This window comes from Haloarcula sp. NS06 (assembly GCF_051122755.1).
Lineage (GTDB): Archaea > Halobacteriota > Halobacteria > Halobacteriales > Haloarculaceae > Haloarcula.
Genome location: NZ_CP184845.1, coordinates 173575 through 186941 on the forward strand (window position 1 = coordinate 173575; position 13367 = coordinate 186941).

The window sequence follows — 13367 nt, forward strand, 5'->3', positions numbered from 1 at the left end:
GTACTACCTACATCTCACAGCCGAGGTCACTGGCTGGTGGCAGCGTCTCCGAACCCGGGACCTGCTCTAAGAGTTCGACATCCGCTGAGTCACCATCGCCTTCGACGAGTTCAGCCATCCACGTTGGATTCGTGGCCTGATGGTCGCTCTCCCGAAGCGTAATGTCCCCAAGTACTGTCGTGAACGTGCCACCTTCGAGGGCGTCCCGGACATCCCCCGGTTCGGTGCTCCCGGCCTCGTGCATTCCCTTGGCCATCAGCCGAATCGAGTCGTAGCCGACGCGTGCGAAGTTGCCGGGGTCCCTGTCGTTCTCGCTGGAGTAGGCCTCAACGAACGCCTGATTGTCTCCCATTTCGATCGAGGGGTCGTACCGAGCGCCACCGAATGTACCAACGCTGTTCGACCCGGTCCCGGCACGGACGCTTTGGAACGTCTGGGTCGGACCGACAACAGCGACCTGGTCGGTGAGGCCCTGGTCTGCGGCCTGGTTGGTGAAATTCACCAGATCACCGCCGGTCATCCCCAGCATGACCACGTCAGCCTCGGAATTGCTGATCTGCGTGATGAACGAGCCGTAGTTGCTTGCACCCAGCTCCGACGTTGATGTTCCGACCTCGGTGTAGTCGTCGCTGGCATTCTCCATGCGCCTGCTCGTGCGGTTGTACACCGAGTCGCCGTACGCGTAGTCCGCGTAGTGGAACCAGACATTGGTCCCCAGATTGTTGACCGAGTATGCCGATATCGCCTCGGCAATCTGTGCAGTATTCGTCTCAAAACGGAACACCCATTCGTTGCAGGCAGACCCGGTGATCGGAACCGCTGCACCGCCGGGGAAGTAGATATGCTCAGACTGAGCGGCAAAGTCATTCAGCCCAAGCGCAACCGAACTGGAAATCGCACCGAACACGAACTCTGCTCCATCCTCCTGAACAACACGCTGAGCCTCTGACTGTGCGGCCCCAGCTTCGGTTTCTGTGTCGCCCGTCACCAACTCGAACTCGAAGTCGTAGTCGTCGTTGTTGTTTATCTCCGTCACAGCGAGTTCAGCCCCAGTGCGCTGGCCCGGTCCGAGAGAGCTGTACGGGCCGGTCATTGGGTTCAGGCTCGCAACAGTTACTGCCTCCTCGCCGCCTGTTGACCCGCCTTGACAGCCAGCGAGGCCAAGCGCGCCGACCGCCCCGGCAGCGGCGATGAACTGTCTCCGTGACCGGTCGATTCCCACAGTACTGTCTGGTGAGGTACCTTCGCTCGACATAGGTTCATTATCTATTGTTAAGCAAATCGTATTAAAGCCTTGCCCCCTATCGGCGCGTCTCACGCTGTTCGCTGCGTTCAGTAGGGCGCTATTGCGTCCTCTCGCTTACGCTCCCACCACCGCGTGATCTGAGCTAGTGTTGTCGTCCTGCCTGTACAGCCACGCCAGCGCAGTCCCGAGTACTGCGGTCACTCCAGTCAGTGTCGTGAAGCCGGGCCCACTGGCCTCAGTCCCGGTGTTCGCTTCCGTCGCTGTGTCCGCGCTCGCTGTTTCTTCGGTCGTTGTCGCGCCGCTCGCCACAGTACTCTCGTCTGTCTCAGTGCCGTCACTCGTCGGCGTGTCACCGATAGCGGCGCCTGCTGGATTTGCTGGCATCGACAGCGCTCGAGTCTCGGCTGTAGCGGACTCAATATCTGCATCGGCGAACAACAGCTGTTTGTACTCGAAATTCTCGAACATCGCCAGCTGGTCATCGTAATGCTCGCCAGTAGTGCCGTCTGGAGCGACATAGCCGTCGTTTCCGGGCGGAAGGATGTTCTCTGCCTTCGGGTCGTCGCTGAGCCGGACGATGTGGTTCTCAGTCCCGCGGTTCATCAGCGCCGTGTTTCCAGCGGACGTGACGCCGATAGGCATCCCGAACAGCGCGAGGTTATCGAACTCGTGCAGGGCCGCCTCACGCCGCCAGCTTGCCGGGTCACCGTCGTATTGCTCGTCGAGTTCGTTCACGGCAGTTTGGAACGCGCTGACCAGCGCGTTCGTGACATCTCCATCGGCATACTCGGCCTGCGTCGCCAGTGCTGTCTCCGCCGGATTGAGGACCCGCATCAGGGTGCCGCGACCGTAGTCGTAGCCGAGGAAGTACGATGCCGGGCCGTAGGCGCTCCCGAACGTCTCGCTGAAAACCTCCTCCAGAATGTACGGGAACGTCGCGTCCCAGATGGTGTATCCGGCAGAGTGGCGTCCTTCGTTGTCTTCGCCGTCAGCCTGTGCAAAGTGGTCCCACGAGGCCAGTTCGTCGCGCGCTTGCTGTTCGGTATCGGAGAGGTCTGCGTCCGCAAGCGCATCAAGCAGGTGGTCTCTGTACCGAATCGAGCGCAGGTCGGTAAAGGAGATATCGTAGATAACAGTCTTCAAGAAGTCGTATTCGACTGTCTCCTCCTGTGCTAACCGCTGTTCGACCAGATTGATGATCCGCTGTACGCGGTGGTCGGTCGACCACGAATAGCTCAGATCGCCGTTGTTCCACGCAGGCGCGGGTTTGTTGTTCCACTGTGCTGAGTATCCCGGGTCGGGGTTGATCGCATAGGGCACATCACCGTCTGCCGCGCGAAGGTAGTCCGACGATGTGAGTTCGTATTGTGTTCCATCGGCTGGCAACCGAGTATCCCAGTCGACTGCTTCGCTATCCGGGTACCGACCCAGATGCACATAGGCGATGTCACCGTCCTTGTCGGCCCACATGAAGTTCAGTGCGTAGTCACAGCGTTTTGCTGACTCCCGGAACTCCTCGGCATCCGTTGCGAACTGACACTCGTAGAAGGCCCGCCAGCAGTTCATGTGCCGACCGGCGTATGACTTCGTCTGTGCCAGTGCTTCCCCGTTGTCGGGGTCCCACTGGGTCACAACGCCGTGGCGTGTGAACCGTTCAGTGTACGTCACGTCCTCGCCATCGGCGACAGTGATTGTCTGCTCGGCCGTCTCAACCTCGTACTCCTCGCCCTGGAAGGTGTACGTGTCCGGACCGGACGAGTTGGTCGTGATCGACTCCGTGAACATCTGGATGCAGTTGTCGATTCCAGCAGTCGATGTCATTGCCCCGTTACGATTGTGGCCGAACATGATGAACGGGTATCCCGTAACAGTGACACCGGCGACATCGAAGTCCGGGCCATGCAGGCTCGCCTCGTACATTATCGAGGGTGTGTTGAACCCCATCTGCGGTCCGCCCATCAGTAGCGCATCGCCACTGGCCGTGATATCACCCTGGACAGCAAGAGCGTTGCTGCCGTACTTGATCGGGAGGCCAAGGCTGTCGAGTCCGGACGCGAGCGTTCGCATCCGCTCTATCTCCCCTTCATGCATCCCTTCGGCGTCAGTTGGCGGTGTGTAGTCCCCGCCAGTTACCAAGTTGCTCGGTGTCACAGACGGACCGCTGGCCCCGCGCGTTACCCTGTCTGTCTGCTCGCCCCCAGCCACGTTGGGTGTTGGCCCTGCGCCCACGTCAGTGTAGGGAGGGGAGTAGGTATCCGATGACTGGACCGTCGAGGTCGGGCAGCCGGGGTCGTCGCCCCACTGCAAGTCCTCGAATAGCGCCATCGCACGCTGTTCGCTACCGGTTTCCTGCGTGAGTGCGTCGAGAACAGTCGCACCGAGCGTCTCCAGCTGGAAGCCACTGAAATACGCCATACTGGCGACGAACATCCCAGCGGCGTCCGTCGTGGTAAACTCCTCAGGCTCGAACCCGTGCTCCTGAAATGCCTGATGGAATTCCAGTTCCTCGCGGTCACGAACTTCGGTAATGTACCGGTTGATACCGTCTGTAAACGCCTGCAGGACCGCTCGCTGATCCGCCGTCAACTGTTCAGCGGCCTGCTCGGCGAGTGACGGCTCGCCGGCGGTGTTACGCCGCGCCTCCATATCGAACTGGACCCAGTCAGTGTCCCCGTCACCTGAACCGAGAACCGCCGCGACAGTCCCGTGATAGTACCGCCGGTACAGTTCTAGCTGATAGAGCCGGTCTGCCGCGGTCGCGTATCCGAACCCGTAGAACACCGGCGCGCGGCTGTCAGCGTCGCGGGCGTAGATGTGTGGGACGCCGTAGTCGTCTCGTCGTATCGTGACCGTGGCATCGTCTTCCTGTGCGTACGCCAACTCCGTCTCGACGGCTCCGATACCGGTCATGCCGGTAACCGCCGCGCCTGTCTTCAGAAGCGTTCGTCGCGAGAGGTGCTGCCACGATTGCTGGTGCTCTGCTGGCATCCCGTAGTTGACAGTCTGGATATTTAATAAATATTTGGGGACATTTCTGCCCACACCGACGGCACGGCTCTCCAGTTCTGGTATCGATTTCCGCTTCACGACCCAGTGGCGCGCTGGACCAAGTCGCCCAGCGGCTGCTATTCTCCCAATGACTGTGTCAAAATACCGTAGCAATGGGTGACCGAGACGACAGCTGTCGGCAACTGCCACTCAGTTGCGATGGTCGTATACGCGCTGTATCTTGCCGACTTCGGTTCGCTCAACAGTCCCGGGGTCGACGAGATCAAGCTGGTCTGGAGTGAACGAAAGCACGGATTGCAGGCGAGACAGAACGTCGTCACGGAGTTCGCTGTGGTCTTTGCTAGACGCTTCGGCTCGCTCAACAGTGAGTTCCATGACGTCGAGATTGTCCTTCTCATAGAGGTCGATCCGGTAGTATGGCGCGACGCCGTCGATGTCAAGCACAGCGTGTTCGATTTCACTGGGATAGAGGTTCACACCGCGGACAATCAGAAGGTCGTCGGTCCGACCAGTGACGTTGTCCATCCGTACCATCGTCCGCCCGCACGCACACTCGTCGTAATTTAGCGTCGTCAGATCACCCGTTCGGTATCGTATCACCGGCTGTGCCTGCTTGGTAAGCGTTGTGAGAACGAGTTCTCCCTCTTTGCCCTCTTCGAGTGGCTCTTTCGTGTGTGGGTCGATAACCTCCGGGTAGAAGTGGTCTTCCCAGATGTGGAGTCCGTCCTGCGCTTCGTGACATTCTGCAGCAACACCGGGGCCGATAATCTCTGAGAGCCCGTAATTGTTGATCCCGGTGGCGTCCAGTGCGGTCTTGATTTCCGTTCGCATCGGCTCAGTACACGTCTCAGCGCCGTAGGTGACAACTGAAATCGGGAGGGCCTGCGGGTCATATCCCATTTCCTCGGCCGTTTCGGCGAGGTACAGTGCGTATGACGGAGTACAGCCGAGTACGTCGCTGTCGAGGTCAGTGGCGAGTTCGACCTGCCGCTGCGTGCCGCCACTGCTGGTCGGGACGACGGTTGCTCCGAGTTCTTCAGCGCCTTCATGAAAGCCCATCCCACCGGTGAACAAGCCATAGCCGTAGGCGTTCTGAATCGTATCGTCAGGTCCCACACCAGCAGCCGACAGCGACCGCGCCATCGTCTTGCCCCACAACTCCAGATCAGCATCAGTGTAGGAGACGATCTTGGGCTTCCCGGTCGTGCCGGAAGAGGCGTGAAAACGGCTGACCTCGTCGTCGTCAACGGCGAAGAGTCCGTCTGGATATTGGTCTTCGAAGTCCTCCTTGGTTGTCATCGGTAGTGAACTGATGTCGGCAATCCCGTCAATATCTGTCGGGGAAATCCCCACGGCATCGAATCGATCTCGGTAGAACGGTACGTTCTCGTATGCGTAGTTCACGATTGACTGAAGCCGCTCACTCTGCACGCTCCCAAGCTCGGCGCGGTCGAGACACTCGTTACTGTGGTACATACGCAGCCGTTTCGACCAGCACCCCGAAAAAGTTCGGGGACCACCAGCGCAGATGACTGTTGATACGGTGACTGCACAAAACAGGACGGCTGAAGGCTAGCTCACAGTTCAGTAGCGCTTTCCGCCACTTCGAGGGCGGCCACGGGTGAAGCCGTACTAACGGCCCGTACTCCCGACCCAAGCATATAATTGGGAGCCTGCCGCAGTCCTCGCCATGTCTCAGGAGACGCCGATCCGCGTCGATCACATCGGAATCGCTGTCGAGGACATCGGCGACGCTGAACCGTTCCTGTTCGCACTCGGCTGTCGGAAACTCATTGAGGAGTCTGTCGAGGGGCGGTTTCGCTGGGCGCAGTACGACTTCAATCGGGACGCGTCACGGCTAGAACTCATCGCACCGGAGGCATCGGACACGTTCCTCACGTCGTATCTCGACAACCACGGTCCGGGCCTACACCACGTCACGCTCGAAGTGGCTGCTGTCGACGCAGTGAAAGCGGTACTGGAGCGCAACGGCTACAGCGTCGTCGAATACCGCGAGTATCAGGACTGGACCGAGGCGTTTGTGCCACCATCGAACCCGACTGGGGCACTCTTTCAACTGTTCGAGTATCACGACAGCTACGATGCTGATCGGCCACCTACTGGGAAGCTCTACGTCGATGGAAGCCGGCTTGACGGCTGAGATCTGCCGCAGTTCGCTCTCCGAAAACGCGTCGATCGGGAAACAGGCGGATCGTTATCAGTCGTCTCTTTCGTCGAGCTGGACCGTTTCCTCGACGATAAGCCGGGGGCCGGCCTCCAGATCGATAAACTCAGCTGCGTCGGCCTGGACCGTCTCGGCAAGGTCTGAATCGAACGCGTCGCTGAGTGCGTCCATGTCCTCGAAATATAGCTCAAGCACACCGTCGTAGGCTGCGCGCTCCGGGTCCGTTGGTACGGATGTCACGTAGCGTTGCAGTCCCGGCAGATCCTTCGCTAGCTCCGAGTGGTCGCCTTGCCATCGGTCAGCGAACTCCTCATGCGTGTAACCGTCTCTCCGGACGAGCAAATCAACGATTTTTGTCATACGTGCACCATATTGTCACGGGTTGATTTTTACCTACCGGTCTGACAGGGCCGCCACAGATTCAAGCTACTCGAACAAAACACTTGTAAGCCGATTAGTCATGTGTGTACGTATGGCAATCCCGCCCGCTGTCAACAGGCCGGTCGGAACGATCGAGAGAGCAATCGAGATCATGGAGTATCTCAAGGAAAACGACACGGCCACGGTGTCAGAAATGACAGACCACCTCGACTGTGCGAAGAGTACGACACACAGATACCTGAAGACGCTCGCAGCAAACAGTCTCCTCATCGAGGACGACAACGAGTATCAGCTCGGTATTCGCTTTCTGGACTATGGCGAAGTGGCACGGAACAAATACCGGCTCTACGACGAGGCGAAGCCACGGGTCGACGAACTCGCGGAGGAAACCGAGGAAAAAATCTGGTGTGCCGTTGAAGAACACGGCCGGAGCGTCCACATCTACGGCGCTCAGGGCAAACACTCGGTGCAGACGTACGCCCGGGTTGGCCATCGGAACTATCTCCACCAGCACGCCGCGGGGAAGGCAATATTGGCACACCTTCCCGATAGCCAGATCACAGAGACCATCGACAGGCACGGCTTGCCCGGCCAGACGCCACAGACAATCACCGAAAGAGACGAACTCTGGGAGGAAATCGAGACGATACGCGACCGCGGATACGCGTTCAACTTTGAGGAGTCTGTGGAGGGTCTGCATGCGGTCGGAGCGCCGATAACAGACGAAAACGACATTGCCATCGGGGCGATCAGTGTTTCCGGTCCGGCGAGCCGTCTTGAGGGCTCCATTCTCCGAGACGAACTACCGACGCTGTTACTGGGTGTTGTCAACGAGATCGGCATCAATATGGCCCACCCATGAGGCCGCCAGCGCAGTTCTAGCGGAGCAACGGGCAGTTTTCGAGTTGTACTTCCCCGAGTGTGGCTGCGCCCGAACGGGGTCCCCCGTTCTGGGGACGAGGTGAGGTCACTCGCTGGCCCACTCCGGCTCTCTGTCTTCGAGGAACGCGTCGATCCCTTCGTCCTTGTCACCAGTTGCGAACAGTTGTGCGAACAGTTCAGCTTCGTACTCGATGCCGGCTTCGAGGTCCATTCGGGAGCTGGCACGGACTGATTTCTTCGCGAGTTCGAGCGCCGCTGGGCTTTTTTCTGCAATCGACGACGCGATGTCGTATACCCGCTCATCGAAGGAATCGTCATCGTGGACCTCGTCAACGAGGCCGATATCGGCGGCCTCCGTCGCGTCGATGAGTTCGCCAGTGAGGATAAGCCGCATTGCGTGGCCCTCACCGACCAGACGCGGCAGTCGCTGTGTTCCGCCACCACCGGGCATGATTCCGAGGTTGATTTCCGGCTGGCCGAACTTCGCATCGGTATGCGCGATCCGGATATCAGCCGCCTGAATCAGCTCACAGCCGCCGCCGAGGGCGTGCCCGTTGATACGGGCGATGACCGGCATCGGGCACTCGTCGACGTATTCGTAGACCCGTGGTCGCTTACTCGCCTCCCGTTGCTCTAGCATATCCCGCTCGCGGAGTTCCGTCACGTCCGCACCCGCAACGAATGCGCCTGTGTCTGCCGCACCAGTCAACACGATGGCGCGAACGTCGCTGTCCGGGATTGCATCGAAGACCTGTTTGAACTCTGACCGCAACTGGGCGTTGAGCGCGTTTCGGGCCTCCGGGCGGTGTAATTCGACGGTGGCGACGTTCTCCACGCGGTCCCCGACACTCACCGAAACCGTTTCACAGTCCGCCGCGGCGGCAACGAGGTCCGTCATGCGTCCCCCCAGTCGCCGCTGGTGCCGACGATGTCTCCGTCCTCCCAGACGTAGAATCCCTCGCCGGATTTCTTGCCGAGCTTTCCGGCTCGGACCTTCCGTTTCAGGATCTGTGGCGGGCGGAACCGTTCACCGAGTTCCTCACGAAGGTATTCGAGGATGTCGAGTCGGACGTCGAGACCGACGACGTCACCGAGTTCGATAGGTCCCATCGGGTGATTGTAGCCGAGTTCCATCGCAGTATCGATGTCCTGCGGTGTTGCAACACCCTCCTGCACCATCCGCATCGCTTCGACGCCCAGCGAGACGCCAAGGCGGGAGGAGGCAAAGCCTGGTGCATCGGCCACCTCTACCGGTGTTTTGTCGATCCCATCAACGAACTCTCGGGCACGTGCAACCGTCTCGGCACTCGTCTGCTCCGCGACGACGATCTCGACGAGTGCCATGATGTGTACCGGATTGAAGAAGTGGAGGCCGATGGCTCGTTCAGGAGAGTCGAGGACGCTCGCAATCTCAGTCAGTGACAGCGATGAGGTGTTTGACGCGATAACCGTCGCCGGGTCGACATGGGATTCGACTGCAGTGAGCGTCTCGTGTTTGATCTCCATGTCTTCGGGGACTGCTTCCACGACAAGGTCTGCCCCGGCCACAGCTTCCTCCAGCGACGTTGTTCCAGTGAGGCGGTCTAACGTTGCCTCGGCCGTTGATTCTGACACTTTCTCCCGAGCAATACCCTCTTCCAGATTCGACTCGATGGCAGCCAAACCGTCATCGACGATATCCGCCTCGATATCTCGGAGAGAGACGTCGTGGCCAGCCATTGCCGACACCTGAGCGATACCGTGGCCCATGGTACCGGCGCCTGGGATAGCTACGTGCATCATTTCTCAGCACAGTAGCGAAGGATAAAAACATTGCTTGCATCTCTCCCCGGCGTGGCCTGCATTTAATACAGCGGCTACGATAGAAGTCGGTGAGGATGACTGCTTCCGACTCGCAAGCCGTTGTTGTCGACGCCGTACGAACGCCACAGGCACCGAAGGATGGCGCACTGGGTGGGACACATCCCGAAGACCTCGTCACCACTGTGCTCACTGCACTTGTTGATCGGACCGGTGTCCCAGCGGTTGAGTGGGACGACTTCCGGCTCGGGTGTGCAAATCAGGAGGCAGAGCAGGGACGAAACCTCGCCCGGCAGTCGATACTCGCCGGCGGGTTCCCCGAGACGGTGCCCGGAGCGACAACGACCCGGCTGTGTGGCTCGTCACTGACAACACTCGTTGACGCCGCTCGCGCCATCGAGGCGGGCGACGGTGCAGTGTATCCGGTCGCCGGCGTCGAACACATGAGCACCGTCCCCTTCTCCGACTGGCTGCATCCCGCTATCGAACAGCGGTACGACCCCGACAGGCTGCCGATGGGGCAAACGGCCGAAACCATCGCACGGGACCACGATATCAGCCGTAAAGCCCAGGACGAGTTCGCGCTGCGGTCACACGAGCGTGCGGTCGCTGCCATGGAAAGCGGGCGGTTCGATGCAGAGACCGTGCCAGTCCACACCGACGAGACAGCGATAGAGACTGACAAAACACCACGGGCAGATACGTCAGTCGGGCAGTTGAACGAACTCCCAACGGTGTTTCGTGACGACGAGGCGGCGACAGTCACGCCGGGGAACGCGTCACCGCTGACCGACGGGGCCGCCGGGATGCTCGTCACCTCAGCGGCGTACGCGGACCAGCACGATCTCGATGTTCTCGGCCGGATCGAGACGCGGGCCGTCGCCGGTGTCGACCCACTGGTAATGGGGCGGGGACCGATTCCGGCGACGCGTGCTGCACTGGACGACGCCGGCCTGACAATCGACGATATCGATCTAGTGGAACTCAACGAGGCCTTTGCCGCACAGAGTCTCCACTGCAAGCGCGAACTGGGGATTCCGGCCGAACGGCTCAACGTCAACGGCGGGGCTATCGCGTTAGGACATCCCCTTGGCTGTTCGGGGGCACGAATCACGACGACGTTGCTGCACGAGATGCGACGGCAGGACGCGACGCATGGACTGGCGACGATGTGCGTCGGTTTCGGTCAGGGTGTCGCGGTTGTGTTCGAACGTGACTGACAGAGGCGGCTACCGGCGCTGACTGGCGACCTGTGCTTTGAAGCCGTATCTGATGACACCCTCCTGCGTGTAGATGCGCCGCGTCGTCAGCACGACAGGTGTGCCTATCGTGACTTCGGCTGTTGTGTCAAGCACCTGTGCAGGGGCGCTCACGGTCTGCTCGCCCGATTGACTATCGAGTGCGACGATAGCACTATCGAACTGACCGCTTCTGGACTGCTGGGCGACGAACTCCGGTGGCGCACCGCCCTGTTCGATAGTCGTCACTGCCTCGACCGTCCCTGTCCCAGGTAGTTCGACAGCCTCGAAATCACTGGTGCGCTCGTGACAGTCCGTACAGGCCCCGGTCGGCGGGAAGTTCAACGCCCCACACGCGGAACACCGGCCGGCGACGAGCCGATGGCGTTGCGGAATCGTCCGCTGCCAGGACGGGACGCTAACGTAGGCTCCGCCACCTTCGGGTTCGTCGCGCGTAATCTCGCCACGCCGCCTGAGGTACTCGGCGTAGGACAGGGAGACAGTACCGTCCAGCGCGGTTTCAACCGGAACGGGACCAGTGGCGACGAACAGCGTCGCACTCGCGCCGCTTCCGTATGCAGCAATCAGCACGCGTTCGGCGTCGTCTGCAAACGCTGTTGCCGCCCCGAGAAATGCGCTTGCCGCGCCGGTGTCCCCGAGCGTACTGACTGTGTCCGCGGCGGCGATAGTCTCTGCGTCAACCCCGAGCGCACCCGTTGTCCGATACGGGAGTTTTCCGTCCGGTGACTGGACTGCTGCCGCATCGACTGTCTCTGTCGACACGTCCAGTCTGTCCGCCGCACTGCCGAGTGTGGTCGTGAACGCCTCGCGGTCGTACTGCGTAACGCCCAGACCGGTCGTCCGGTCGTCCCCGCCGGTTCTGAAACGCGTTCCGGGGTACGCCTCCGTGTGTGATGCCCGCTCAAGTACAGTTCCGGGACCGTCGTCGTCGACAACGAGCGCGACACTCCCAGCACCGGCGGCGTGTTCAACCCCGCTGTCAGGATCGCCCCGCGGACAGTCGCTGATGATGACGAGGCCGATGTCGTCACCGAACGGCCCACCGTCCATGGTTGCGTCCAGTGCTTGCGCACCGGCGTGCGTGGAGCCAGTTATCGTCTGCGTCTTTGCATTCTCGGGGACGTTGAGAATACTGCAGAGTCTCGCTGCAAGGTCCTCTTCGGCCATCGGCGGTGTCGTCGTCGCGAAGGCCAGATGCGCGACATCCGTGCCGGACGCGTCGGCCGCAGTGAGCGCACGGCGGGCCGCTTCGACACCCATCGTGACGGCGTCCTCGTCGGCGTCGGGGACCGCCTTCTCGTCGATCCCTGCTGCATCGAACCGACCCCACGCGGCTTCGAACTCCGCGGCGTCGATCCGCAGGCGAGGTGCGTACGCGCCGATGGCCGCGAGCCCCGACGCAGTCATTGTGCAGCCTCCCGTTCGAGAATGTGGACAACGGCGCTACCGCCGCTCCCACCCACATTGTGCGTGAGCCCGTACTTCGGGGCCGCTAGCTGCCGGTCCGCGGCGCCACCGGTGAGTTGTTTGAACGCCTCGACGATCTGTCCGGCACCGGTTGCGCCGATGGGGTGGCCCTTCGATTTCAGCCCGCCGGAGAGATTGACCGGCATGGCTCCGTCGGCTTCGGTCGTTCCCTGTTCAAGTAACTGTGGGGCCTCGCCGCGGTCACAGAACCCGAGGTCCTCGTATGCAAGCAGTTCGGCGATCGTGAAGCAGTCATGGACCTCTGCGAAGTCAAGGTCGTCAGGGCCGACCCCGGCACGGTCATAGGCTGTGTCTGCGGCCATTTCCGAGGCAGAAATTGAAGTGTAGCTGTCCCGCTGGAACAGACCGACCCGGTCGCTGGCTGCGCCGACTCCAGCGACCCGGATCGGATCGTCAGTGTACTGCTCGACGACATCCTCACTGGCGACGAGTGCGACCGCCGCGCCGTCAGAGGTCGGACAGCAGTGATAGAGGTTCAGCGGGTCTGCGACAACTGGGGCGTCGACGGCGTCTTCGAGAGAACACTCGAAGCCTAGATGGGCCTTCGGGTTCTTTGCGCCGTTTCGATGGTTCTTGACCGCTACCATCGAGAGGTGCTCCTCACTGGCCCCGTACTCCCGTAGATACGCACTTGCCATCTGTGCGTAAACGCCAGAAAATGTTGTCCCGGTCAGCCGCTCCCACTCTGTTTCGCCGGAGACACCGAGCCAGTACTTCGTCACATCGCTGCTCATGTCTGTCATGACTTCGACGCCACCAGCCAGCGCCACGTCGGCCATCCCGCTTTTGACCGCCTGCACTGCCTGTCGGACGGCGTAGCCCGACGCGGCACAGGCGTTTTCAACGCGCACGCTGGGGACGCCGTGCAGCCCGGCGTGTTCGGTTGCTGCCGGTCCCGAGAGACCGAGTTGTCGACCGCCCACGCCGAGTGAGCCAACGACCGCTTCATCTATCGCTTCCGTGTCGATACCGTGGTCGACACTGTCGAAGGCTTCACTGACTGCGTGGTCGAACAGTGATCTGTAACTCTCTTCGGGCATTGAGCCAAACGGCGTTTGCCCTGCGCCGATGAGATACGCATCCCGCATACATGGAACTCTGAGGGTACTGAAAAATA

11 protein-coding genes are annotated in these 13367 nt (G+C 60.7%); 3 read left to right on the forward strand and 8 right to left on the reverse strand.

What is annotated here, in order from left to right; genetic code table 11:
- Positions 1–7: 7 nt before the first annotated feature.
- The 3 genes from ACODNH_RS20650 to paaK all read right to left on the reverse strand — a co-directional run bounded on the left by ACODNH_RS20650 (position 8) and on the right by paaK (position 5731).
- The gene (locus tag ACODNH_RS20650; protein WP_434531719.1) at positions 8–1255 is read right to left on the reverse strand and encodes an ABC transporter substrate-binding protein; all 1248 of its coding nucleotides are present in this window, start codon (positions 1253–1255) and stop codon (positions 8–10) included.
- 105 nt (positions 1256–1360) lie between these two features.
- The gene (locus tag ACODNH_RS20655) at positions 1361–4234 is read right to left on the reverse strand and encodes a penicillin acylase family protein (RefSeq protein ID WP_434531720.1); all 2874 of its coding nucleotides are present in this window, start codon (positions 4232–4234) and stop codon (positions 1361–1363) included.
- Positions 4235–4444: 210 nt separating this feature from the next.
- Positions 4445–5731: a phenylacetate--CoA ligase PaaK gene (gene paaK, locus ACODNH_RS20660; RefSeq protein ID WP_434531721.1), complete on the reverse strand. Its 1287-nt coding sequence runs from the start codon at positions 5729–5731 to the stop codon at positions 4445–4447.
- A 214-nt stretch (positions 5732–5945) separates the two neighbouring features.
- Between paaK and ACODNH_RS20665 the strand changes: the two genes are divergently transcribed.
- Positions 5946–6416 (forward strand): VOC family protein, encoded by a 471-nt coding sequence (locus ACODNH_RS20665; protein WP_434531722.1) that lies wholly within the window; start codon positions 5946–5948, stop codon positions 6414–6416.
- 57 nt (positions 6417–6473) lie between these two features.
- On the opposite strand, the gene ACODNH_RS20670 is transcribed toward ACODNH_RS20665, so the two are convergent.
- Positions 6474–6800, reverse strand: a complete 327-nt coding sequence (locus ACODNH_RS20670) for an EthD domain-containing protein (RefSeq protein ID WP_004966576.1) — start codon at positions 6798–6800, stop codon at positions 6474–6476.
- Positions 6801–6912: 112 nt separating this feature from the next.
- Here ACODNH_RS20670 and ACODNH_RS20675 point away from each other — a divergent pair, with 112 nt between their 5' ends.
- Positions 6913–7683: an IclR family transcriptional regulator gene (locus ACODNH_RS20675; protein ID WP_306711623.1), complete on the forward strand. Its 771-nt coding sequence runs from the start codon at positions 6913–6915 to the stop codon at positions 7681–7683.
- A 105-nt stretch (positions 7684–7788) separates the two neighbouring features.
- Here the strand turns inward: ACODNH_RS20675 and ACODNH_RS20680 are convergent, their stop codons facing one another.
- Both ACODNH_RS20680 and ACODNH_RS20685 read right to left on the reverse strand, forming a co-directional pair.
- Positions 7789–8601 (reverse strand): enoyl-CoA hydratase/isomerase family protein, encoded by an 813-nt coding sequence (locus ACODNH_RS20680; RefSeq protein ID WP_434531723.1) that lies wholly within the window; start codon positions 8599–8601, stop codon positions 7789–7791.
- Positions 8598–9482: a 3-hydroxyacyl-CoA dehydrogenase family protein gene (locus ACODNH_RS20685; protein ID WP_434531724.1), complete on the reverse strand. Its 885-nt coding sequence runs from the start codon at positions 9480–9482 to the stop codon at positions 8598–8600. The genes ACODNH_RS20680 and ACODNH_RS20685 overlap by 4 nt, the downstream gene beginning before the upstream one ends.
- Before the next feature lie 98 nt (positions 9483–9580).
- On the opposite strand from ACODNH_RS20685, the gene ACODNH_RS20690 reads away from it, so the two are divergent.
- Positions 9581–10723, forward strand: a complete 1143-nt coding sequence (locus ACODNH_RS20690; protein WP_434531725.1) for a thiolase family protein — start codon at positions 9581–9583, stop codon at positions 10721–10723.
- A gap of 9 nt (positions 10724–10732) precedes the next feature.
- On the opposite strand, the gene ACODNH_RS20695 is transcribed toward ACODNH_RS20690, so the two are convergent.
- Together ACODNH_RS20695 and ACODNH_RS20700 are read right to left on the reverse strand one after the other, a co-directional pair.
- Positions 10733–12169, reverse strand: a complete 1437-nt coding sequence (locus ACODNH_RS20695; RefSeq protein ID WP_434531726.1) for a zinc ribbon domain-containing protein — start codon at positions 12167–12169, stop codon at positions 10733–10735.
- Positions 12166–13338, reverse strand: a complete 1173-nt coding sequence (locus ACODNH_RS20700) for a thiolase domain-containing protein (protein ID WP_434531727.1) — start codon at positions 13336–13338, stop codon at positions 12166–12168. Before ACODNH_RS20700 ends, ACODNH_RS20695 begins: the two co-directional genes overlap by 4 nt.
- Between the last annotated feature and the right edge of the window lie 29 nt (positions 13339–13367).